The organism is Pectobacterium araliae, assembly GCF_037076465.1.
GTDB lineage: Bacteria > Pseudomonadota > Gammaproteobacteria > Enterobacterales > Enterobacteriaceae > Pectobacterium > Pectobacterium araliae.
The window spans coordinates 2,289,956-2,313,835 of record NZ_AP028908.1; the positions used below are offsets into that span (position 1 = coordinate 2,289,956).

The 23,880-nt window shown below is 49.9% G+C and carries 24 protein-coding genes and 1 pseudogene; 10 read left to right on the forward strand and 15 right to left on the reverse strand.

The genetic code is table 11. The features are described 5' to 3' along the window. Window positions 1-187: 187 nt before the first annotated feature. On the forward strand, window positions 188-1,576 hold the full coding sequence (gene ltrA, locus AACH44_RS10370; protein ID WP_338659228.1) for a group II intron reverse transcriptase/maturase: 1,389 nt from the start codon (window positions 188-190) through the stop codon (window positions 1,574-1,576). Window positions 1,577-1,651: 75 nt separating this feature from the next. On the opposite strand, the gene tus is transcribed toward ltrA, so the two are convergent. Further along, entirely contained in the window at window positions 1,652-2,587 is a 936-nt protein-coding gene (gene tus / locus AACH44_RS10375; RefSeq protein ID WP_261849734.1) for a DNA replication terminus site-binding protein, read from the reverse strand. A gap of 167 nt (window positions 2,588-2,754) precedes the next feature. Continuing rightward, on the reverse strand, window positions 2,755-4,023 hold the full coding sequence (locus AACH44_RS10380) for an MFS transporter (protein WP_261849735.1): 1,269 nt from the start codon (window positions 4,021-4,023) through the stop codon (window positions 2,755-2,757). Between the two features lie 114 nt (window positions 4,024-4,137). On the opposite strand from AACH44_RS10380, the gene AACH44_RS10385 reads away from it, so the two are divergent. The 4 genes from AACH44_RS10385 (at window position 4,138) to AACH44_RS10400 (ending at window position 8,820) form a co-directional block, all read left to right on the forward strand. Continuing rightward, window positions 4,138-5,040 (forward strand): LysR family transcriptional regulator, encoded by a 903-nt coding sequence (locus tag AACH44_RS10385; protein ID WP_261849736.1) that lies wholly within the window; start codon window positions 4,138-4,140, stop codon window positions 5,038-5,040. Window positions 5,041-5,214: 174 nt separating this feature from the next. After that, on the forward strand, window positions 5,215-6,432 hold the full coding sequence (gene mlc / locus AACH44_RS10390; RefSeq protein ID WP_261849737.1) for a sugar metabolism global transcriptional regulator Mlc: 1,218 nt from the start codon (window positions 5,215-5,217) through the stop codon (window positions 6,430-6,432). A 132-nt stretch (window positions 6,433-6,564) separates the two neighbouring features. Beyond that, entirely contained in the window at window positions 6,565-7,230 is a 666-nt protein-coding gene (gene bioD, locus AACH44_RS10395; RefSeq protein WP_261849738.1) for a dethiobiotin synthase, read from the forward strand. A 102-nt stretch (window positions 7,231-7,332) separates the two neighbouring features. Beyond that, complete coding sequence (locus tag AACH44_RS10400; RefSeq protein WP_261849739.1) at window positions 7,333-8,820, forward strand: MDR family MFS transporter; 1,488 nt, start codon at window positions 7,333-7,335, stop codon at window positions 8,818-8,820. Window positions 8,821-8,870: 50 nt separating this feature from the next. On the opposite strand, the gene AACH44_RS10405 is transcribed toward AACH44_RS10400, so the two are convergent. The 8 genes and pseudogenes from AACH44_RS10405 to AACH44_RS10440 form a co-directional block, all read right to left on the reverse strand. Continuing rightward, entirely contained in the window at window positions 8,871-9,170 is a 300-nt protein-coding gene (locus AACH44_RS10405) for a DUF1161 domain-containing protein (protein WP_261849740.1), read from the reverse strand. A 106-nt stretch (window positions 9,171-9,276) separates the two neighbouring features. Then, window positions 9,277-9,897, reverse strand: coding sequence for a hypothetical protein (locus AACH44_RS10410; protein WP_338659587.1), 621 nt, complete (start codon window positions 9,895-9,897; stop codon window positions 9,277-9,279). 152 nt (window positions 9,898-10,049) lie between these two features. After that, a complete protein-coding gene (locus AACH44_RS10415; protein ID WP_261849742.1) occupies window positions 10,050-10,400 on the reverse strand; it encodes a DUF1283 family protein in 351 nt (116 codons plus the stop codon). Between the two features lie 263 nt (window positions 10,401-10,663). Continuing rightward, the gene (ydfG, locus tag AACH44_RS10420; protein ID WP_261849743.1) at window positions 10,664-11,413 is read right to left on the reverse strand and encodes a bifunctional NADP-dependent 3-hydroxy acid dehydrogenase/3-hydroxypropionate dehydrogenase YdfG; all 750 of its coding nucleotides are present in this window, start codon (window positions 11,411-11,413) and stop codon (window positions 10,664-10,666) included. 247 nt (window positions 11,414-11,660) lie between these two features. Continuing rightward, a complete protein-coding gene (locus AACH44_RS10425; RefSeq protein ID WP_261849744.1) occupies window positions 11,661-12,845 on the reverse strand; it encodes a pyridoxal phosphate-dependent aminotransferase in 1,185 nt (394 codons plus the stop codon). A 307-nt stretch (window positions 12,846-13,152) separates the two neighbouring features. Further along, window positions 13,153-14,370: a glycosyl transferase gene (locus AACH44_RS10430; protein WP_261849774.1), complete on the reverse strand. Its 1,218-nt coding sequence runs from the start codon at window positions 14,368-14,370 to the stop codon at window positions 13,153-13,155. 30 nt (window positions 14,371-14,400) lie between these two features. After that, window positions 14,401-15,225 carry a mannosyl-3-phosphoglycerate phosphatase-related protein gene (locus tag AACH44_RS10435; RefSeq protein WP_338659588.1) on the reverse strand — a complete coding sequence of 275 codons (825 nt, stop codon included), beginning with the start codon at window positions 15,223-15,225 and terminating at the stop codon, window positions 14,401-14,403. Between the two features lie 202 nt (window positions 15,226-15,427). Beyond that, window positions 15,428-15,766, reverse strand: a pseudogene (locus AACH44_RS10440) (helix-turn-helix domain-containing protein); the annotation flags it as partial. Window positions 15,767-15,993: 227 nt separating this feature from the next. Here AACH44_RS10440 and pptA point away from each other — a divergent pair. Continuing rightward, window positions 15,994-16,224 carry a tautomerase PptA gene (gene pptA / locus AACH44_RS10445; RefSeq protein WP_261849746.1) on the forward strand — a complete coding sequence of 77 codons (231 nt, stop codon included), beginning with the start codon at window positions 15,994-15,996 and terminating at the stop codon, window positions 16,222-16,224. A gap of 69 nt (window positions 16,225-16,293) precedes the next feature. On the opposite strand, the gene AACH44_RS10450 is transcribed toward pptA, so the two are convergent. From AACH44_RS10450 to AACH44_RS10465, 4 genes are all read right to left on the reverse strand, one after another. Then, window positions 16,294-17,805: an aspartate aminotransferase family protein gene (locus AACH44_RS10450; protein ID WP_338659589.1), complete on the reverse strand. Its 1,512-nt coding sequence runs from the start codon at window positions 17,803-17,805 to the stop codon at window positions 16,294-16,296. Window positions 17,806-17,814: 9 nt separating this feature from the next. Next, complete coding sequence (locus tag AACH44_RS10455) at window positions 17,815-19,197, reverse strand: diaminobutyrate--2-oxoglutarate transaminase (protein ID WP_261849775.1); 1,383 nt, start codon at window positions 19,195-19,197, stop codon at window positions 17,815-17,817. Window positions 19,198-19,598: 401 nt separating this feature from the next. After that, a complete protein-coding gene (locus AACH44_RS10460; RefSeq protein ID WP_338659590.1) occupies window positions 19,599-20,894 on the reverse strand; it encodes a glycoside hydrolase family 10 protein in 1,296 nt (431 codons plus the stop codon). 5 nt (window positions 20,895-20,899) lie between these two features. Next, window positions 20,900-21,187, reverse strand: a complete 288-nt coding sequence (locus AACH44_RS10465; RefSeq protein WP_338659591.1) for a VF530 family protein — start codon at window positions 21,185-21,187, stop codon at window positions 20,900-20,902. Window positions 21,188-21,459: 272 nt separating this feature from the next. On the opposite strand from AACH44_RS10465, the gene AACH44_RS10470 reads away from it, so the two are divergent. From AACH44_RS10470 to AACH44_RS10485, 4 genes are all read left to right on the forward strand, one after another. Further along, window positions 21,460-21,744 (forward strand): DUF1778 domain-containing protein, encoded by a 285-nt coding sequence (locus tag AACH44_RS10470; RefSeq protein WP_261849750.1) that lies wholly within the window; start codon window positions 21,460-21,462, stop codon window positions 21,742-21,744. Beyond that, window positions 21,735-22,217: a GNAT family N-acetyltransferase gene (locus tag AACH44_RS10475; RefSeq protein ID WP_261849751.1), complete on the forward strand. Its 483-nt coding sequence runs from the start codon at window positions 21,735-21,737 to the stop codon at window positions 22,215-22,217. The genes AACH44_RS10470 and AACH44_RS10475 overlap by 10 nt, the downstream gene beginning before the upstream one ends. Before the next feature lie 179 nt (window positions 22,218-22,396). Next, window positions 22,397-22,615 (forward strand): DUF7661 family protein, encoded by a 219-nt coding sequence (locus AACH44_RS10480; RefSeq protein WP_261849752.1) that lies wholly within the window; start codon window positions 22,397-22,399, stop codon window positions 22,613-22,615. A gap of 184 nt (window positions 22,616-22,799) precedes the next feature. Beyond that, complete coding sequence (locus AACH44_RS10485) at window positions 22,800-23,066, forward strand: DUF3811 domain-containing protein (protein WP_425606639.1); 267 nt, start codon at window positions 22,800-22,802, stop codon at window positions 23,064-23,066. 133 nt (window positions 23,067-23,199) lie between these two features. Here AACH44_RS10485 and AACH44_RS10490 read toward each other — a convergent pair whose 3' ends face one another. Then, entirely contained in the window at window positions 23,200-23,676 is a 477-nt protein-coding gene (locus tag AACH44_RS10490) for a GNAT family N-acetyltransferase (protein ID WP_261849753.1), read from the reverse strand. Window positions 23,677-23,880: the final 204 nt, after the last annotated feature.

The following is a 23,880-nucleotide window of genomic DNA, read 5'->3' on the forward strand; positions in this document are numbered from 1 at the left end:
CTGACAGGCATAAGCAGGAAGGTCGCGCGAATTACCCCGGGAGGGCTGCACGTTTGCTTCAGGGCTACCGAGCGTCGAGAGGCGACGGGATGAACGTGCAGCAGTCAGCCGAAGCCGTAGTAGTGCTGCATAACTGGCAGCATGAAGGGCTGAACATGATTAACCGTGATTAGGACACCGATACTCGATGGGAATTAATGAGGCACAAGCGCAGAGCACTGCGGCCAGCGGCAGAGGAGACGGACAGTATCCGTCAGTGCTGCATGAGGGTGCTGAAATCCCCACGGCGGTCGGTGGGCAAACGAAAGCGGAAATGCCGTTGACGATGGAAACGGTGATAACGAGAGAGAACCTGATGCTGGCCTATCAGCGCGTGGTGGAAAACAACGGCGCGGCAGGGGTAGATAACCTGAAAGTGACGGAGTTGAAGCCGTGGCTGAAACAGAACTGGGCGAGTATCAGGCAGGCATTGATTACGGGCGCCTACCAGCCGCAGGCGATACGCAGAGTGGATATCCCAAAGCCGGACGGCGGCGTGAGAACCCTGGGTATCCCGACGGTAGTGGACAGGCTTATCCAGCAGGCGATAGCACAACAACTCAGTCCGGTCGTGGAGCCGCACTTCTGCGAATCGAGTTACGGGTTCAGAAGTAACCGCAATGCGTGGCAGGCAGTGCAACAGGCACAGCGCTACATACAAAGCGGGAAACGCTGGGTGGTCGATCTGGATCTGGAAAAGTTCTTTGACCGGGTGGATCATGACATTTTGATGTCACGTCTGGCGAGGCATGTCAGGGATAAACGGCTGTTGAAACTGATACGTCGCTACCTTGAAGCGGAAATGACGAACGGGTGCGAGACAGAGAAGCGAGGTAAGGGAATGCCGCAGGGCGGACCGTTGTCGCCGCTACTGTCGAACATTCTGCTGGATGAACTGGATAAAGAACTGGAGCGTCGAGGTCACAGCTTCTGTCGCTATGCGGATGACTGCAACATTTACGTGAGCAGTCGCAAAGCAGGCGAGCATATCTTTAGGGCAATCAGGGTGTACCTGAGAGACATACTGAAGCTAAAGGTCAATGAGCAGAAGAGTGCGGTGGCGCGACCGTGGGAGCGTAAGTTCCTGGGATACAGCGTGACACGGCACAAACAGACCCGACTGAAGATCGCAGGGAGCAGTGTCGAGAGGCTGAAGGAGAAGATCCGTAGCCTGACGACAGGGCACGCGACGAAATCAGTGAAAGGCGTAATCAATGAACTCACACCGATACTGCGAGGCTGGATGAGCTACTTCAGATACACGGAAGTAAAAGGAGTTCTGGAGAAGATTGACGGCTGGGTCAGGCGTAAACTGCGCAGTCTACTGTGGCGGCAATGGAAACGAACGTATACGCGAGCCCGAATGCTAATGCGAGCGGGCTTGTGTGAAAAGCGAGCGTGGAGGTCGGCGAGTAACCAGCGAGGAGCGTGGTGGAACGCGGGGTCGAGTCACATGAATGATGCGATAAAGACGGCGCAGTTCAGACGACTCGGCTTGATATCACTAGTGGAGCAGCAACGGCAGTTCCAGAGTTAACATGAACCGCCGTATGCGGAACCGCACGTACGGTGGTGTGAGAGGACGGCGGGAGTAATCTCGCCTCCTACTCGATTATTCCGGCGCATCGGTATACAGATGCAAACGCGGGATAAGCAAGCGAAGTTCGGCGGCTTTCGGCTTGTGCTTATGTTTGATGTTGTTAGCATCATAAGGATTAAGCTCGCCGATGGTCGGTACATCGCCGTCGGCTCCCTGCTGACAAAGTACGAGCAGAGGAGACGGGCAGGGGTGCTGAACCTGCTTCTGCTGCTCGGGATACCATACGCGTGCGATAGGCTGCACTTTTACCGGGCGTTTTATCTTCAATATCGTCTCTTCCGGCAGCGGTAATACGGTTTCTATCTCTTGTTCCACATGCTCCATCCACTGCGCTTTGGTATACGGTGCTGCATTTTTTGCTGCGTTCAGGCTTTTGGTCAGTTTCTCCAGCAACTCCCCGCGCGTCATGTTTTTGATGATGTGCTTATTCGCCCAACCAAACCGGACTGATGCCGGGTTCGTTATGAACGTTAACGAACGGTAAGCGCTGAGCGTGATCAACCCCTTCAAATGCGTATGGACGAAGTCAAAGCGCTGTTCCGGCTCTAGTCCTGATTCGACAGTAATAATCTGCTCCAGCTCCTTTTTCAGCGCATTAATTTCCGCGATAAGTGACTGCGCCTGCTGATACTGTGCGGCGTTGACGGAAAAACAGAGTGCGCCTGGCAAGCGGATCGCGCTTTTACTGCTGAGCGTTTCTGGATAGTGGTGAATGAACAGACGCTGAAAATGGGCTAACCCTTTCTCGCGTGCCTCTTGCCCAACGTACTGCGTGACGGCGATATGCTCAATAGGGTCATGCTCCGTTCCTTTTTCCACATTCGGAAGGGAATAGACGCGGCCTGCCAGCAGCCGATATTCGCCAAACTGTCGTTGCATCAGAGCCAACTTGGTCTCTAACGTTTGGAAACAGCGGTTCATGCGATCGATTAGCACGTAGCGATTCATAACCCAACCCATTTTAGTTACAACATACTTATCTTTATACTTACAAAAACTCGCTTCAGCAACTGTGTATTTCATCATTTTTAGCAGGGCTCGGGGGAAATACAAGGGAGTGAACGGGAGCAGCGCGGAGTTTACCTGAATCAGATAAACTCCTATAAGAAAAGGGTTTAAAGACGACGTTTCAGTATAAGGCTGACGAACAATGCGGACAATAAGAGGGCTGCGAGAAACACCGTAATCCCCATCCAGCCGAATGAATGCCAGAAGAATCCTCCCAGTGTGCCAGCCAGACTCGACCCCAAATAGTAAGAAAAAAGATACATTGATGAAGCCTGGCCTTTGGCGCGACGCGCCCGTTGCCCAATCCAACTGCTGGCTACCGAGTGTGCGGCGAAGAACCCAGCGGTAAAGAGCATCATCCCTCCAAAGATAGCGAATACGGGTGTCAGTGCCGTTATTCCCAGACCTGTCAGCATAAGCAGAATCGCAATACTCAGCACTGGGCCACGGCCATAGCGAGAAGTCAACGCTCCAGCTTTTGGTGAACTATAACTTCCAGTGAGATAGACCACGGAAAGTAAACCAACCACCGCCTGACTGAGCAAATACGGTGGAGCTAACAGCCGATACCCGATGTAGTTAAACAGGGTAACGAATGCGCCCATCAGCAAAAATCCCTCAAGGAACAGCAACGGCAAACCCGCATCGCGCCAATGTAGTTTGCTATTTAACAGCAACGTTGTCGGACGCAGTGAACCGGGGCGGAAATGGCGTGATTCCGGCAGAATTCGCCAGAATGTTATCGCCGCAATAAGCGCCAGTATACCGATTGCACCGATGGCAACCCGCCACGGGAAATAATCCGTCAACACGCCGCTGACCAAACGTCCGCTCATTCCGCCGATCGAGTTACCGCTGATATATAATCCCATCGAAAATGCCAGCACGCTGGGGTGAATTTCTTCACTCAGATAACTCATAGCAACGGCTGCGACGCCGCTTAGCGACAGGCCGATCATCGCTCGCATAATCAATACGCCGTTCCAACTGGTCATGAACGCGCAAATCACGGTACAGAGTGCAGCCAGCATCAGCGACACCGCCATCACGTTCTTACGACCCATCGTGTCGGAGAGTGGACCGGTGAACAACAGCCCAAAAGCCAGCATCACCGTGGAGACGGAGAGTGACAGGCTGCTGGTTGCGGGCGAAATACCAAAATCCTGAGATAACACCGGCAACAACGGTTGTACGCAATATAGTAGGGCGAACGTGGCTAGCCCGGCAGAAAATAGCGCCAGCGTGACACGCATAAATTGTGGTGTACCACGCGTAATATAAGACGTTTTAGCGAAGGGTTTCGGGGCTATATCCTCCACATCATCGGTCGTAGAAATAGACCAGTCATTCGGTGCAGAAGATGGCAGGTTACTCACAATAATTCCTTACCGGAAAAGGTCAATCAGGCGTAGAACAACAATGTGGCGATCATAGAAGAGTGACATTATTTTGTATAATATATTAATAATCACAATTGATACGTTAAAAATATGAATATTGAACTACGCCACCTACGCTATTTTATTGCGGTTGCCGAAGAGCTACATTTTGGGCGCGCCGCGGAAAGATTACGCATTTCACAGCCGCCACTGAGCCAACAGATCCAGATTCTGGAGGAACAGGTGGGGGCGAAATTGTTGGCGCGTAACAACCGTAATGTTCAGCTTACCCCTGCGGGCGCGATGTTTCTGAAAGAAGCCTGGTCGATCATCAGTCAGGTTGAGCAGGCGGCGGAGCGGGCATCCCGCATTCAACGCGGCGAGATTGGAGAATTAACGATCGGCTTTACGTCGTCTGCCCCGTTTATCAAAAAGATTTCCAGTAGCCTGCTGCGTTTTCGCCAAACCTACCCGGAAGTCCATATTCAGATGATAGAGCTCAACACCAAGCAGCAAATTGAACCGCTGCTGAACGGTAAGCTCGATATTGGCATTATGCGCAATAATCCACTGCCTGATGCGTTGAATCACCAGTTGTTATTGCGTGAACCGCTCATCGCCGTGGTACAAGAATCTCATCCGTTAGCGCAGCAAGTCTCAGGGCGTGCAATTAACATCACACAGTTAGCGCATGAGCCGTTCGTTTTCTTCTCTCGTGCAGTTGGAACTGCACTGTATGACGATACGCTGACGTTGCTGAAGCGCTATGGCATCAGCCCCTACATCACGCAAGAAGTCGGCGAGGCAATGACCATTGTTGGATTGGTATCGGCGGGGTTGGGGGTGTCTATTTTGCCTGCGTCATTCTTGCGTATTCGGGTTGATGGAGTGAAGTATTTGCTGCTGGAAGAAGAGGACGCCACAACGGAAGTCTGGCTGGTTACCGCGCAACATCATCCGCAAAGTGCGGCGGCTAACATGCTGATGTCGCTAATGTTGGGGGATAATCGTTAAAATATGCGCGCTAAATCACATAACGAATCAAATATTTGACGGCTTTAGTGAAAAGCCCCACCATACCCGCAGTTTTTTTATTTTGCAGCGTAAAAAATAACCGTGCTGCGATAATAAAGATAAATATTTCAACAGCTGTGCCAGCAATAATGCGAATGAGTAGGAGCCAGGTTTGTGATAGCCGACGGTCAACCAGGACACATCGATCAAATCAAACAAATGAATGCCGGTGCAGTGTATCGGCTGATCGATAAGTACGGCCCGATATCACGTATCGAACTGTCCAAACGCGCTCAGCTCGCGCCCGCCAGTATTACCAAAATCGTCCGTGAACTGCTGGAAGCCCATCTGGTACAAGAAACGGAATACCAGGATGTGGGTAGCAGGGGGCGTCCCGCTATCGGCCTAATTTTGGATACCCAAGCCTGGCACTATCTTTCTGCACGCATCAGCCACAACACCCTATTGTTAGCGCTGCGCGATCTCAGCAGCAAGCTGGTTGTGGAAGAAGAAATCCCGCTTCCCGCTGCGTCGCCACAGCCACTGCTCGACCGTATTTTGAATGAAATCGACCAGTTTTTTATTCGGCACCAAAAGCGCTTGGAACGGCTAACGGCAATCGCGATTACCGCACCGGGCATGATTGATGCCAGTAAGGGCATTATTCACCGGATGCCATTTTATGACGTTGAGGAGATGGCAATTGGTCCGGCACTAGAACAGCGCACGGGGTTGCCAGTGTACTTGCAGCACGATATCTGCGCCTGGACAATGGCCGAAGCGCTATACGGTGCATCACGCGATTGCCAAAATGTGATTCAGGTGGTGATCGACCATAACGTTGGCGCGGGCGTGATCACTGGAGGACGCATTCTGCACGCAGGGAGCCGGAATCTGGTCGAAATCGGGCACACGCAAGTCGATCCTTATGGCAAGCGTTGCTATTGCGGCAATCACGGCTGTCTGGAAACGGTCGCCAGCACGGCAAACATGCTGGAACTGGCGCAGCAACGCATGAATACCTCCATGAGTTCGCTCCTACACGGTTCACCGCTCAGCGTAGAGAACCTGTGTGATGCTGCGCTAAACGGTGATCAATTAGCCAAAGATATTATCAACGATGTGGGTAATAACGTGGGTCGTATTGTCGCCATTATGGTGAATCTCTTCAATCCCGATAAAATTCTGGTAGGTTCCCCTCTGAACAAAGCGGCCAGCATTTTGCATCCCGCCATTTTAGGCTGTATTCAACAGCAGTCATTCCCTCCCTACAGTCACAATATCCAGGTGGAAGCGACCCAGTTCTACAATCAGGGTACGATGCCCGGTGCAGCACTGGTAAAAGATGCGCTCTACAATGGATCGCTGCTGGTTAAACTGCTACAGGGATAACCATAGAGGTGTAGAGCAACAAAACATTGCGCTAACGCAAACTGCCCGAATGGGGCATAGCCTAGACTTTCACGCTTGGAAAGCATTTAGCTGTGCTTGTTTTGTTGTATTTGGGTGGTCTGGAGTTATCCCATGTTGAAACGTATTTTTGTCACTGGTACTGATACCGCCGTTGGCAAAACAGTGGTATCCAAGGCGCTGCTGCAAAAACTAGCGCTGGCAGGTAAATCAGTTGCGGGCTACAAACCGATAGCAAAAGGGTGCGAAGAAACGGAAGCGGGTTTGCGTAATAAAGATGCGCTATTGCTACAGGCGGCCTCCACGCTGGAATTACCCTATAACATGGTTAACCCCATTGCACTGCGAGAAGATGAAATCAGCGCCAGTGAAAGCGCGATTGATTACTGCACGATGACGCAAGGTCTACGCCATATGAGTGAAGCCGCCGATATCGTGGTGGTTGAAGGCACGGGCGGATGGCGAACCGTCATGAACGATCTGCGGCCATACTCCGAATGGGTAGTACAGGAACAACTACCTGTTGTGCTGGTTGTTGGCATCAAGTTGGGCTGTATCAGCCATGCGTTGCTGACAGCGCAGGCGATTATCAACGATGGCTTACCGCTGGTTGGTTGGGTTGCTAACCGTATTAACCCTGGTCTGGCAAATTACGCAGAAATTATTCATGTTCTGCGCAAAAAAATTCCGGCACCGCAACTGGGTGAGCTGCCTTATTTGCCACGTGTCGAGCAGCGGGATCTCTCGTCTTATATCGATCTTTCTGCCGTCAGCTATTAATTCCTTTTGTTCTCTATTCCCGCTTCTCTGCGGGAATAAATTTTCTCCGCCACGCCACCTGTTATACTCACAGGCAGTTTTTCTTCTTATCCTGAAAATATAATGAAAACAGAGAATAACCAGAAACATACGCCTGTCCCACATCGCCACTGGATTTTAATTGCCTGTATGCTGGCGATGTTCACGGCAGCGATTGAGGTGACCATCGTTGCCACCGCATTGCCTACGATCATCGCGGATTTAGGTGGATTTTCCCTACTAGGTTGGGTTTTTGCGGGTTATTTGCTGACACAGTCGATCAGTATTCCAATTTATGGTCGATTGGCCGATTTGTATGGTCGTAAAAAGGTTTTCTTTTTTGGCATGATGGTATTTCTGCTGGGATCGATTCTGTGCGGGTTCTCTACGCAGATGGGCTGGCTGATTGTCTTCCGAACCTTGCAAGGGCTGGGGGCTGGCGCGATTACGCCGATTGCCTTCACCATTGTCGCCGATGTATACAGCTCAACCGAACGCCCGAAAATCCAAGGTTATCTGTCCAGCGTGTGGGGCTTTTCCGCCATCATGGGCCCACTGCTGGGTGCGTTCATCGTACAACATTTCAACTGGGCGCTCGTTTTCTGGGTCAACGTGCCAATTGGGCTCTTTTCGATCTTCCTGCTGGCTCGCTATCTACCGACGATCAATGCGGTGCGCCAGCATAAGTTGGATTGGATGGGGGCGTTCTATCTGGTGGTGTCTGTCGCCAGTTTACTGATGGCGTTACTACAGGCGGAGGTGTTTGGTTATTGGGTGATTCCGCTGCTCACAATCTTCGTCGTAGGTAGCATCTTGCTAGTTCGACAGGAGAAACGCACGCCAGAGCCGCTGTTCCCGCTGGCGCTGTGGCGCAATCGGGTCATTATCGCTGGTAATCTTGGCGGATTAGTTGTCGGGGCTGCCATGATGGGCGTGAGCGCTTTTTTACCGACGTTTATTCAGGGAGTCATGGGCAGAACCCCGTTGGAAGCAGGCAGTATACTGGCGATGATGTCGATTGGCTGGCCGTTGGCCAGTACGCTGAGTGGACGGTTAATGCTGTGGACGTCTTATCGATTTACGGCGATGTGCGGCGGTATAGTGCTGATTATCGGTAGCCTGACGCTGTTAACCGTTCAACCAGACAGTAATCTTATGTGGGCGAGACTGGCGGCATTCTTGATCGGTTCAGGAATGGGGCTAAGCAGCACCACGTTTCTGGTATCGATACAAAACTCGGTGGACTACTCCATTCGCGGCATTGCAACGGCTTCCGCCATGTTCACCCGCATGCTGGGTTCCGCGTTGGGAACGGCAATGCTTGGCGCCACGTTGAACATCAATCTGCATTGGAGATTGCCGGACGTGAACGATCCGCTCCAAACGCTTATGGACCCAGCCAAACGTATTTTGCTGAGCGTAAACCAGCTCGATACGCTGGCATCGCAGGTCGCCTCATCAATCCATGGTGTATTCATCGTTTCCGCTCTCATCGCCGCCATTACGCTGCTTTCTGCCAGAATGATTCCCGCGAACCAGCGGCCGGGACATATCGAAACCGGAAAAAAATAGCAACAAAAGAAAAGGCGCGAAAGCGCCTTTTGAACATCCAGAAGAAGAGGTTACGGTGTGGTTGTCGGCTGGCCTTCTACTGGAGCAGGAGCGCTTTCAGTATTAGCTTCGCCCTCGGCATGGCGGGTGTAAACAATCTTGTGTGAATCATTCTCGCAGTGGCCAACCACCTGACCACCGGCCTGATTCACCTGATCGTTCGGTACAATATCCAGTGTAAAACCGGATTCTGGTACGCCATTGGCAATGATTTTCTGGGTAATATCCGCTTTCACGCTTTCGCAAGATGCCTGAGCAGCCAGCGGAGCAACTAGGAATAACGCAGCACCAAAAATGACGGTTTTTTTCATCTTTTGGATCCTTTTCTCTGAAAAAAGTCTCTTTGAGTATATCAAACGATGAAGATAACGCGAAAAAGCCGCGAAATCAGGCCATCAACGATGGCCAGGAAACATTCTAGACGCAGGGGCCCGTGGCGCAGCCATACATCATAAACAGAGGAAAAAGGATAACAGCCGGAATCATGAGAGGGGCAAGCAGTACTTCTTTACCGGAGTTATCACTGCTATTGATTACAACAGGGATTGGCTGCGGCAAGCGACCATTTTCTGTCGGGCTGACCAGTGACCCTTTTTTCTTACTGAACGTGCCTTGCGCGCTAAACGTCACTTCGCCTTTTCCCATCGTCGTGGGAATTTGTGCCGCGTAAAGCTCACGTAAATCGATTTTCTGATCGTTGGTCAATCGGTGAGTATCAATCATGTTTTTATAGCTTGCATAGACTTGACCATTATTACGGAGAGAAAAATCGACCCTCACACCCGTGATGATGTCTTTATAATCGCGATAAAACGCATAATAGTCCTGATACTCCTTTTGCGTTCTTGCGTCGGGGAATGTGTAAACGTAGGTATTGGACTCAGCAATAAGCGTACCGTTGTTATTGGCGATATGCGTGATGTTGTCCGTTTCTGGATACGTGCTTGCGCATGAGCTGACCAACAAGCACATCATGAGCAGACCCCACAACTTTATGTGAAAAGGACGTGAAAATAATCGAGCTAAATCCATATTCATCCTGATGCACTCCATTCTCTGGATAAGCGCAGCTGTTGCTACGACATAAAATGGTCATGTTGAAATGTAACGGCGATACTCCTCGCATACAGACGAATGCGCGGCAATACGAAGAAAAAAGGGAAACCCACGCCGGAAGGCGTGGGTAAAAATCAGGGGGCAACCGGGCGACCAGTACGACGATCGAGGCAACGATCGGTCGTGTTTTCCCAGTAAGCATTGACGTTATAGCTGGCGTTACATTTTTCACGCCCATCAATGGCTTTTTCAGTTTTATCGAATTCTTTCTCAACGCGGTTGTTCACTTTATTACGCAGTGAGCGGGTTGAGTCCCATTGCTCTTTGCTTTGACGCGCCGCTTCTTTCGACAACGTGCTATCACCAGAATCGACAATGATGTGACGCGTATCAGCCAGTGCGGCAGGCTGCCAGGCAGCAGAAACGATAACCAGAGAAAGTGGGATGAAAGCCCGAGTCAGAGAAGAAAAAGAGTAGTGGTTCATGTTTCACCTTGACAGAACGAATGATAAAAACACACGCTGATGCCGCAAAACGATAACACGCACACGGCAAGCGATAGACAACAAAAGGCGACCGCCGTTCCCTGTAACCTTCGCGCGTCGTGCAAAACGAAAGGTTGCCTATAACGGGAAGTATACATCCTTCGTATCAACCGCACTATAACCGCACAGCATTGCGCTAAAAGGGAGATAAAAGGGCATGAAACTTACGTCCATGCCCCGAGTCTTCGTGTTGTAGGTGGCTATCAGCCTTCGCGGTGTACACTTAAACCGGCAAAAGATTGGCTGACCGGCATCATTTCCAGTGTGTTGATATTAACGTGCGCAGGCAGGGTAGCAACCCAGAAAACGGCTTCAGACACGTCTTCGGCCGTCAGCGGTGTGGTGTTGTCATAGGTTTTGCTGACTTTGTCATCGTTACCTTTGAAACGCACGGCCGAGAACTCGGTTCCACCGACCAGACCTGGTTCGATATTCGTTACGCGGATTCGGGTGCCAGACAGATCGGCACGTAATCCCAGGCTAAACTGCTGTACGAACGCCTTGCTGGCACCGTACACATTACCGCCCGCATAAGGCCAGTTTCCTGCGGTAGAACCGATATTGATGACGTGACCGATATTACGCTCCACCATGGCTGGCAGCAGCGCACGCGTCATAAACACTAGCCCTTTATTGTTGGTATCGATCATATTTTCCCAATCGTCTACCGATGCTTTATGTGCCGGTTCAAGACCCAGTGCCAGACCGGCGTTATTGACCAGCACATCAATTGCCCGCCACTCAGCAGGCAGAGAGGACACAGCCTGTTCTATCGCCTGACGATCGCGCACATCTAATTTTAGCGTATACAACGCATCGCCCAGTTCCACCTTCAACGCATCCAGACGTTCCTGACGGCGGCCCGTCGCGATCACTTTATGGCCCGCGCTAATAAATTTACGGGTAATCGACTCACCAAACCCAGCCGTTGCACCAGTAACAAAAATAATCATGCTCTTTTCTCCCTGACCGTTTTCATATTTTGCTTGTGCCTGATATCAATATAAATAATGAAAGGCATAAGATCATTTAGCCGTGCAATTCACGATGGGTCAAGCGTTACTCCGGTTTCAACGAGGTGGTTCAGAAATTATTGCCCCTCAGAGAGAGGGGCAGAAGTCGAATACCGTTCAATAAAGACAAGCCAGGGAGGCAGGGTACCGCACCATTGCGGGGCGACAAGAGCGGTATGACAGAGAATTAAATCCAGTTCTTGTTGCGGAATTCGCGCATGGTATCCGCGACCCATTGCATTTCCTGCGGCGTCCCTAACGAGATACGGCACCAGCTATCTGCCGGAGGAAACGCGCGACCGATCAGCACGCCTGCGTCTGCCATATGCTTTTGGTAATCCTTAAGTGGAACGACTAGTTGGTGGAAAACAAAATTTCCTTCAGACGGTAAGTATGGCAGTTTCAGGTCATCTAACGCTTTCAGCAGGATTTGACGTGACACATCATTACTCTTTTTGCTGTAAGTAATAAATGCCGAATCGTTCATTGATGCCAATGCGGCATCCACGCCACTAAAGTTGATTTTTTCACCCGCGACATACCGTCCCATCAACGCAATCACAGCTGGATGCGCGACGGCATACCCAACGCGCATACCGGCCATAGCGTGTATTTTGGAGAAGGTTTTGAGCAGAATAATATTCTCTGCACCTTGGGTAATCATCGGCGAAATAGAGCGGAAACGTGGGTCATTAACGAACTCGGCGTAGGCTTCATCGACGATAAACATCGTATTGGCAGGCTTGCTGGCAATCCACGGTTCGATTAAATCCGCAGGTGTAATCGTGCCCGTTGGGTTGTTGGGATTGACCAAATAAACGATAGAAGGGCCGCTGTAACCCGCAACAGCGGCTTTTAGCCCTTCAATATCGAACGCCCAGTTGTCGAGCATTTTAACTTTGGTGACTTTAATTCCGGCAATCTTGGCAAAATGTTCGCCATCACCATAGGTTAATTCAGGGATCACCAGTTGTGCATCCAGCGACGCGTAGGCTTCAATCGCCGCACGGATACCTTCGGACGATCCCGCCGTCAGTAAAATGGATGGGGCTTCCACCTGGTGGTGCGCCGCCAGTTTATTGCCGAGCATCAAAATTTCATTCTTTGCGTAGCGGTTGGCTTTCACGACGGCATCGCGTGCCGCGGCTTGCGCCTTGGGCGACATACCCAACGGATTTTCATTGAAATTAATGCGGATTGGGTTATCAGCCGATGGTGCGGTAAACGCTGAGTTTTCAGGCTGAGTTTCGGCAAAAACTCGTGAACTTACCCCTGTTGTTACCGCAACCGTCCCCAGCAGGGCGCCAGAAAGTTTTAATAATGCTCTGCGTTTCGGGTTTAATACGTCGCTTTCATTGATTAAAAAATTCATCAAAACACTCTCCTTAGTTACATAATGGCAGGAAAGCTAAAGCATAAAATGCGCCAATTTTTCTAATCGGTCGTTCTCTAATGTCTTGTCAAATAGGTGAAATAATATTTTCTTACGCCAAGTTTTCCCGTATAGCGGGAAACTTCACCTTTTCTACGTATCGATTAAAGGTAAAAAAAATTTATTTATTCATCCAGTAATTAAGTCAAATGATATGAATTACTTATGCAAGAGATCCATCATGACGCATGAAGTGATGCATCATGATGCGCTTGCTCTATGAAGTAGCGATGGCATGGAGGAGAAATCATTCTTCCTGATTGTCGGCTTCTACCGCCGCGTACAATCGGTCAAGGATGTCGGGAAAAGCAGACTGCACGCGATTCCAGCTCGGCACAAAGGGTTTATCACCCGGGCTATCGCTATAGGCATGGCCGGAAAAGGTGATGACATCAGAAAATAACTCCACCGCCGACTCCTCTTTATGACGGTCGAAACTCAGGCCGTTCATTCGGGCATCGTGTTCGAAGGCATCGATCATATCAAGAGCGGTTCGATAGTAGGTCGCCCGTAGGACACGGAAAGAGTCCGTGGTGATATTCACGCCGAGAATCGCCAGCTTGCGGTACAGCGCTTTGGTGATGTCAGCCGCCATGCGCTGCAATCCTGCGTTCGGGTCGTCTTCAGAGATCGGCTGATGTTTATGGTCGTAGCGGTCCGCGATATCTACCTGACAAATACGGCGGGTTGCGGTTCCGCGATGAATTTCTGACAGCACACCAATCTCCAGCCCCCAATCGCTTGGAATACGCAAGTTGTTCAGGATTGAGGTACGCATTGCAAACTCACCAGAAAGTGGGTAACGGTAACTGCGCATGTAATCGAGGTAGTCGGAATTGCCGTAAACCTTTTGCAGCGATTTCAATAACGGATAGACCAGTAAGCGACCCACACGGCCATTCAGTTTTCCCTCAGCAACGCGGGCGTAATAGCCTTTACAGAAGTCATAACTAAAGTGCGGATTCGCCACCGGGTAGAGCAGGCGAGCCAGCATTGCGCGATCATAAGTGACAATGTCACAGTCATGCAGTGCGACACAGGCAGAGCGGCGCGATGCTAGCGTATAACCGACACAAAACCAGACATTCCGGCCTTTGCCGGGTTCCTGCGGTGCGAGTGATTTTTCAGCCAGCTCGTCGCTGAGCGCTTTCAGACGTGGGCCATCGTTCCACAGAATTCGATGTCGTTGTGGCAGGCGAGAGAAGAATTTTCGGGCGTAAAGAAACTGTTCCCGATCAGCACGATCCAGCCCAATCACAATTTCGCCAAGGTAAGAAACCTGAGACAGCTGATCGATGATATGACTCAGTGCAGGACCTTCTAGCTCAGAATAAAGCGATGGCAAAATCAGCCCCATGCTGTTTTGCCCGGAAAAGACCTGAAGTTCATATTCCAACTCTTCCGTGCTTCTCTGAGTGAGGTTGTGAAAATTGGTAATGATGCCATCTTGATAAAATTCGCTCATCATGTGCTCCCATACTATCTGGTGGCTAGTTCATGCCGAGAAATAGCCGTTGCCGATAAAATGTTCCAGCCCTTCACTCCAGCCTTGAGGCCCTGAATTCTGCGTACAATATTGCTCACCGACGTATGATTCAGGCAGCTTAACGATTTGATTCTCCTTGCCTTTAATTAATACGGCCCAATCTACTGCGCATAGAAGGGATAGATCATTCGGACCATCGCCCAGACCCAGTGTTTTGATATTCGCGCCGTATCTCTCAATGTACTGTGTTTTTATCCAGTTACTCGTAAATCCCTTACTCGCTTGTCTATCCATGACGTGATAGAAGCGACCGCCTTGCGTCAGAGTCAGGCCCACATCCGCCAATAACTGACGAAAATGCGGTAACCTGTCGGCATCATCCAGCCAAAGCAACGGTTCAGAGGCTTCACGCTGTTGCGCACGTCGGGCATCTTGCTCGCTTAACCCTGTGGCATCGGCTATTTCTGCGTGGCTCATATCGCCAAATCCTTTGAAGCGAAAACCGGATGTACGCAGTTGCTCTAACTGAGTACGGATGACGGAATATCCTGAGCCGATCCTTTTTCTTGGATAATCAGGATGCGCTTGCCATGCCTGCGGTAGCACCACAACGGCACCGTTTTCCGCAATATAGGGATACTCATCCAGCCCTAACGCCCGCTGTAAACGTTCAACTTCCGCCGCTGTTTTACTGGTGGTGATAATCAGCGGTATTGCCTCGTTTGCCAGTCGCATCAGCCACGGTTGTGCGGCATCCCATCGGTAAGTTTCATGGTCGAGCAGTGACCCATCGAGGTCGCTGAAAATAATCAGCGTCGTATTGCACTTTTTCATAAGTTCTCCATGTTTTATCTTGGATAAACAGAGAGTAACGATGGATGAGTAACGTTAATCAGAAAGGGCGTGTGTCTGTCAGTGAGGTGTTGTGTTTGCAGTATCGATGAGTGTGATCATAATCACATTTTAAGGATAGGTGGCGATCTGTATCTTCACCAATAGCATAATGATCTGGCTATTTCTTTGTACAAGACAGGGATTAGCGGAAGCTGCTTTTATCCTGAAACGTTTTGCGCCAGTCGGTCGGACTAACGCTAAAACGCTGTTTAAACTGCTGGCGAAATGTCACCACTGACTGAAACCCTGCACTATCGGCAATTGCTTCGATTGAATGGGACGTCGATTCCAACAATACCTGACTATGGCGAAGTCGTTCCGCGGTTAACCAGTCGCTGACCGTCATGCCCGTAGCACGGAAAAAATGTCGGGTAAATGTCCTGCGACTCATCTGCACTTGGTACGCCAGTGCATCCAAAGAGTAAGGGGAACGGAGATGGCCTCGTAGATAATCCAGCAGCTGATTGATTTTGCTATCTCTTATTGTTCCTATATCAGGGTAACGGGTCGCGCTGTTACGCGCCGAATAGGAGCAGTATAAGAATCAGGCAGATCGCTAACAGTGGCCTGAATGACACACTTCGATGGGTTTAGGCCAATTTATCTCAAATGGATTGTTTATCATCAGGCGGAGCATCCTATTGCTGTCTTCACGCACAATGGCTATCTTAACCAACGTACTGTTTCATCACTGAAAAGGACTCTCCCATGCCCCATATTGATGTCAAACACTTCCCAAGAAACTTATCTGAAGAAGAGAAGAAAGTCATCGCTGAAGATCTCGCGGCGGTTTTGAAGACGCATTTCGGCTCTTCTGACGACTCGCTTTCTGTGGCGTTTAACGAAATTCAGCGCGAACGCTGGAAGGATGACGTTTACGATCCGCTTATCAAGCCACATTTAGATACGCTGGCGAAAAAACCGGGATATTCGTATTAAAAAACACGGAGTAAAAAGCCGATAACACATTGAGTATTATCGGCTTTAATGATGCAGTAGAGCAGGGGATTACGCTGTCAGCAGTTGCTGGGCTGTACTTTCAACCAGAGCCAGCAGGACTTTGACATCATCCAGATTGACCGTTGGGTTCAGTAACGTCAGCTTCAGGCAGGTAACGCCGTTAAATTCGGTGACGCCTACGTTGGCTCGCCCTGACGCTAGCAGAGCATCGCCAATGCGTTGGTTAAGCAACGCAATCGCCGCATCGGCCGCTGTCGCCAACGGCTGTGGGCGGAAACGGAACAGCACACTTGCCAGCTGTGGCTGCATCACCAATTCCAGCGAGGCATGTTCATCCACATACTGTGCAACCTGTTGTGCCAGCGTGACGCCGTGATCGATGATCGCCGCGTACTGCTGTTGGCCTAGTGCTTCCAGACCCATCCACAGTTTCAGCGCATCAAAACGGCGCGTCGTCTGCAATGATTTTGACACCAGATTCGGTACGCCCTGTGCTTCGTCGAACTCAGAGTTCAGGTAAGCCGCTTGATAGCGCATCAGCTCATAATGGCGTGCTTCTTTCAGCAAGAATGCGCCACAGCTGATGGTCTGGAAGAATTGTTTATGGAAATCTAACGTAATGGAATCCACTAGCTCAATGCCGTCCAGATAATCACGATACTTCTCTGACAGCAGCAGTGCGCCGCCCCAGGCTGCATCAACGTGTACCCAAATTTGGTGTTCCGCTGCCAGTGTTGCAATCGCCCGCAGAGGGTCGATCGCGCCTGCGTCGGTCGTACCGGCTGTCGCGACAATGGCCAGAATCTGCTCGCCGTTAGCCTTGGACTGCGCCACTTTCTCTGCTAAATCGTTCAGATCCATCCGCGCGAAGCGATCGGTTTTCACCAGCGTAACGCATTGATAACCCAAACCCAGTAAAGCCATGTTCTTTTGCACCGAGAAATGGGCATTTTCAGAACAGAACACTTTAATTTTCTTCAGGTTACCAACCAATCCATCTTGCTGGATCGAATGACCCTGACGGGCAAAGAAGGCATCACGCGCCAGCATCAGCCCCATCAGGTTACTTTGGGTGCCGCCGCTGGTGAATACGCCAGCATCGCCAGACTGATAGCCGACCTGAGTACGCAGCCACTCAATCAGCTTCATCTCAATGATGGTCGCTGACGGGCTTTGATCCCAAGAATCCATGCTCTGGTTGGTGGCGTTAATTAACACTTCAGCTGCCTGACTAACCACCAGACTCGGGCAGTGCAGGTGAGCGACACACTGTGGATGATGTACCGACAGGCTGTCTTTCAAAAAGTACTCAATCGCACGCTCGATAGCGGCCTGGTTACCCAGCCCCTGAGGATTAAAATCCAGCACGATGCGTTCACGCAGTTCAGCAACGCTTTTCCCCTGATACATCTCAGGCTGTTGCAACCACTGCATGACGGCCTGGCTACTCTGCGCGATCGCGTCCTGATAGGCTTCGATACTCTGTGCAGAAGCGGCCAGAATCGGGTTGATTTTTGTTTCCACTGCTTCTGTTTTCACTAATTGGGACATCGTGGTCATTCGCTCCACTTAGACTGGCTTCACGCCAGCAGACAGCAGGGCGTTTTCAAATTTATCCAGGAAGATTTCCAACTCAGCATTACTGATCAGCAGGGATGGCAATAGACGCAGAACGCAACCATTACGGCCACCGCGCTCCAGAATCAGGCCTGATTCAAAGCATTTTTTCTGTAACAGAGCAGACAATTCGCCATCAGATGGGTAGCACCCCATGTGATCCTGCGCTTCGTCAGGCTTAACCATCTCAATCCCGATCATCAAACCCAGACCGCGAACGTGGCCGATCACGGGATAACGTTTTTGCAGTTCAGCCAGTTTAGCCTTCAGCCATTCACCTTGCTCGGCGACTTTATTGGCTACCTGATTGTCTTTGAGGTATTTCAGCGTCGTCAGACCCGTTGCCATCGCCAGTTGGTTACCGCGGAAGGTGCCAGTATGGTGACCCGGCGCCCAGGCGTCGAACTGCTTTTTGATACCCAATACAGCTAATGGCAGGCCGCCACCGACTGCTTTAGACATCACGATAATATCTGGCTCAATACCCGCGTGTTCAAAGGCGAAGAATTTACCGGTACGTGCAAAGCCCGCCTGAACTTCGTCGATGATCAGCAGGATACCGTGTTCCTGCGTTACTTTACGGATGCGCTGCAACCACTCGGCAGGCGCAGGATTAACGCCGCCTTCACCTTGAACGGCTTCCAAAATGACCGCCGCGGGTTTGCGTACGCCACTCTCAACGTCGTTGATCAGGTTTTCAAAATAGTAGGTTAATGCTTTAACGCCAGCATCACCGCCAATACCCAGCGGGCAGCGGTACTGATGTGGATAAGGCATAAACTGGACTTCAGGCATCATGCCATCGACCGCTTCTTTCGGTGAAAGGTTACCGGTTACTGACAGCGCACCATGCGTCATGCCGTGGTAGCCACCGGAGAAGCTGATCACACCAGCACGACCGGTGTATTTCTTGGCCAGCTTCAGCGCGGCTTCGACCGCATCGGCGCCAGAAGGGCCGGTAAACTGGAGGCAATACTCTTTGCCCTGACCAGGTAATAAGGAAAGCAGATATTCGGAGAACTGATCTTTCAACGGCGTTGTCAGATCTAGTGTATGTAACGGCAAGCCGCTAGTAATGACACGTTGGATGCTTTGCAGCACGTCAGGATGATTATGCCCAAGCGCCAGCGTTCCCGCTCCGGCCAGACAATCAAGATATTGATTATTCTCAACATCGGTGATCCACACACCTTCGGCTTTCGCAATTGCCAGAGGCAATTTGCGTGGATAACTCCTCACGTTCGATTCAAATTCAGCTTGTCTTGCCAAATAGGTTTCATTGTTTCCGTTTAATGAATTCGCACCTAAACTGTCAATACGGACTTTATCCGTCATCATATCTCTCCTACAACCGTGTGCTCGCTGGCAATCACAGTTGAATAAATGAATTAAACATGTAACTGCTATAAGAAAAACGCGGCCAATATAGGGTTTTTCAGTCACCGACTCAATGATTTATTTCGTTTCGAAACCTTTATTTTTTTACATAAAAATCAACTGGTTGAATAATTAATGACTATTCATGATGCCATGGTTATCTTACATGCTTATTAAATACGCAAAAAAATCCGCCTGCCGCGGAATTTTTGAGCCGAAAAGGTGGTAACGAGTGGAGTAAACAACACTTTTAGCGAGGAAAAACGGTGTGAAAACCACAGGCGAGGGGGAACGATATGTTGCTTTCTGTCTATATAAAGACTGATGCAGAGATTTTGGATGCCTCTGCACCCGTTCCGTTAAATAGGATTCCAGCGATTTCTAAGATAATTAACCGCTTCCTGAGTCTGTGGCTGATTCAGGTAGTTCTCCCTGAACAAAATCGTGCCATTAATATGTGGCGTAGACTCGTTCAAATCGAGCTGCTTTTTCAGCTCTGGCACACCGCCCTTTATCATCCAGTCTGGTTCATTCTTTGACGGTTCACCGACTTTATACAAGGCAACGCCAATATAGAGGCGCGTGCTCGTGGGTTTCACCACATCCACCCACCATTTTGCCAATACATCATAGCGAGCCGCATCGCGTGCGAAAGGCCAATACAGCTGCGGGGCAATATAATCCAGCAACCCTTGCTGCACCCACTGGCGAGTATCGGCATAAGCTTCATCATAGGCGGCAGCGCCTCGCGTGTCGGAGCCGGCTGCATCGTGTGACCGGTTGCGCCATACGCCAGCGGGACTGACGCCGAACTCAACTTCAGGCTTCAACTGTTTGATAGTGCGCGAAACCTGCTCGATCAGTTGTTGAGTATTGTGCCGACGCCAGTCTGCTTTTGAGCCAAATCCCTGACCATATCGTTGAAAGGTTTCGCTATCGTTAAGCATTGAGGTCGATGATTCAGCATAGAAGTAGTCATCAAACTGCACGCCGTCAATAGCGTAGTGCGCCACAACTTCGGCCACGATACTGGTGATCCAGCTTCGTGCTTCGGGAATGCCGGGGTCGAGTACAAAGCGATCGCCCGCCGTGCGAATCCAGTCGCGATGCAACACAAATACGCTGGCCGGATTCTGTGACAATGTACGATTTAGTTCCGTCACGGTTCCTTGCTTGGTATTAACGGATACACGATAGGGATTAAACCAGGCATGGACTTTCATACCACGTTTGTGCGCTTCATCCAGAATGAATTGAAGCGGATCGTAGCCAGGATCTTCACCAATATTGCCGGTCAACATATCTGACCAAGGCAATATTTTAGATGACCAAAGCGCAGTGCCATCGGGTTTAACCTGAAAAAATACGGTGTTGATGCCGAGGCTTTTCAATTTATCCAGCTTGCCTTTCAGCGCTTCCTGCTGCTGAGTCATGCGGATAGTAGGGCTGCTGGCATTGACTGACGCCACTGGCGGCCAATCGAGACGGGAAACGGTCGCCAGCCAGACACCACGTACGGGTTCCTGATTCTGCTGAGCTGTGGCTGGGAGTGGTTGTTTAACTGGGGGGAGCGGGGTGACAAGCGAGCTCGGCGGCTTGGAGGCGCAACTGACAAGTAGAAGCGCAGCAGCAATAAGTACAACTGGCTTTTTCACGTGGGTTAGCTCTTACTTTTGCGACTATTAGCCCACGGGTCAACAATGTCATCATTCGGTTTCGCGGGCGCCACATCATCCAGAGAATCAAGATACAGTGCTTCAACCTCGGCGCGAGCCCACGGTGTCCGACGCAGAAATTTTAAACTGGATTTCACACTTGGATCGCTTTTAAAGCAATTGATGTTGATCTGTCGACCTAGCTCAACCCAACCAAAACGGGCAACCAACGCATTGATTTGCATTTCAAGCGTTACGCCATGTAAAGGATCTTTAGAAATATGAGCAGTCATGTGGTCGAAGTCCGGTAGTTTCAGATTTTGCGTCGAGGGAAGGTTACAAGAAAGCAGAGCGGGCGGCAATGTTATGCGCTATCTGGATGCAGTTCTACGCATACAGGATACGGGAGGGATGCCCAAGATCATTAAGATATTAATTTATTATTTAGGTACATGCCGAATCGTTCAGACTCTTCAGCGATGGAAGATTAAGTTTTGTATAGCAATCCGTTACCAATTGAGCTAAGGTCTGTGTATAGCAATTTGTTACCAACTGGAGAACTCCCATGCAAACCAGCGTCCGTAAGCCGACTCGTGATAAGCAAATTAATATCCGCGCTACTGATGAGGAACGCGCAGTGATTGATTATGCCGCAAGTTTGGTTAATAAAAACCGCACTGATTTCATCATTGAGAAAGCCGTACATGAGGCCCAGAATATCATTCTGGATCAGCGTGTGTTCGTCTTGGAGGATGCCAATTATCAGTCTTTTATTGAACAGCTTGAAGCGCCGGTACAAAATGTTGAAGGGCGTCAGCGCCTGATGGATGTGAAGCCTGAATGGAAATAAATGTTACGACGCCGACGTTGCTGACCGAAGGGCATGATCTTCAGTTATTCGATTGCGGTAATGAGGTGTTAAATGATTGGCTACGTCGCCGGGCGATTAAAAATCAGTACCTCAACGCATCGCGCACATTCGTCATTTGTCTTGAGTACACTCAGCGTGTAGTGGGTTACTATTCTATTGCAACTGGCTCCGTGAGCCACGCTGACTTAGGCCGTAGTTTACGTCAGAATATGCCCGATCCCGTTCCAGTTGTTCTGCTGGGGCGTCTTGCTGTCGATGTCTGTACTCAAGGTCATAGTTTCGGAAAATGGTTACTTAATGATGCTGTACTGCGTATTTCTAACTTAGCCGACCAAGTGGGCATCAAGGCTATCATGGTACATGCTATTGATAGCAAGGCTAGGGAGTTCTATGAATATTTTGGTTTCGTTCAATCCCCAATAGCAGCGAATACGTTGTTCTATAAAGTTTAAGTCTGCTACATGTTGATTTGCTGGAAAGAGTGATGGTGGGATATGAAGTTATTTATCACTGCCATAATCAATTTAACATAATATACATTATGCGAACCAATAGAGACACAGGCAGGAACTGGCCGTTCCGCTGAGTAATTATGTCCTGACGTATGTATCAGCATGATCGGAGATTGCATATGCTGATATATAACGTTTTTGGGCGGCATATTGGCGTTCAACGTAAGAATGATCGGTGGCTGGTATTTCGTGCCGACCTGACGGAGAGAAAGTTTTCTCGACTCTATGACATCGCTATTCCAGACGATATGACAGAAAGCGAGATTGCCGGCTGGCTGGGTGACATTTTCCATGAAGCCGCAACCGAGCGTCATCCAAATGTGGAACGCATCGAATAAAGATTTTCTGATGCGCTGCTGAAGCATATCGCCAGCAGGCTAAAGCAGAACTGGTTTACAGCATGTGGCATCAATTTTGGCCTGACCAAAATTTTCGATATCCAAACTGACCCCTTATTTATCTGAGCCTCGGTGCATTTTCCTCTACAATGTGTTTTCCAGCCCGCTTATCAGGTCAATTCCCATGCCCAGACTGACTCAGAAAGACATGACAGAAAATGAACAGCGTCAGCTTAAAACGTTACTCGATCAGGCTAGAAAAAAACAGAGCCGTCCGCTGACCAACTCTGAAAGTAATCATATTAAAGACGACTACATCGATAAGCTGATGAAGGAACGTGAAGCCGTGGCAAAACAAACACGGGCAGAGAAGAAGAAAGCGAAGTTTAAACCTGATACTTCCACAACTTATGAATGGTCCGCGAATACAAATTTACGCGGTCGTCGCTAGCCTCGCTGTACCATTAGACGTGTTGCCCGGCAACGCCTTAGGGTCGCCGGGTGATCGTGTTTGAACTTTAGCGGCGCAGGAATGAACAAGAATAAGGGGCGAAGGCTAGAGATCGTTTTTTTATCTCATAGACTTAGCTACCCTCTGACTCCAGACTTTTGTGCATGTTAAAACCCGTAATCTGGAACCCCTGCTTTTCATATAACGCTTTGGCGACCGGGTTATGCGTAGCGACTCTCAGTCCGATTTCTCGAATACCTACCGCCGCGACTGCCACGTCCAGCGCTGCCAATGAGGCTTTACCGAAACCGCGCCCCCGCCACGCGGGTAGAAGGTAAAAATCAGAGACCCAAGCCGAATTTCCGTTCAGAACCACCCACAAATAGCCGATGATGACACCGTCGTCATGTGAAGACTGAATGGACCATAATTTATTGGCTGGCGTATGACTGCCCTGTGGTAGCGCAATATCGATTGATTGCGTGGCAATTGCCCTCGCCTTTTCCGCATCATATCCTCGGGACTCTTGTAGATCCTGAGCATATTCAAGAATAAAAAACTGGCGATAGCCAGGGTAATCCCCCTCAGCCATATCCATTAAATTTATCATGGTGTTTATTCCCCACATTTGAGTGATGGTCAGCCGCGTATTGAGAATGTCTTCGCGGCTGACGGCTTCATTATTGAGATAGTAATGGACGTATATCCTTCAATCACCGTATCCAGCGAACACGCGGTCGCAATACTGAAATGAAGATGAAGTGATTTTCTGCTGCGCGTCATCCATACCGCAATATCAGCCGATCATCATCTT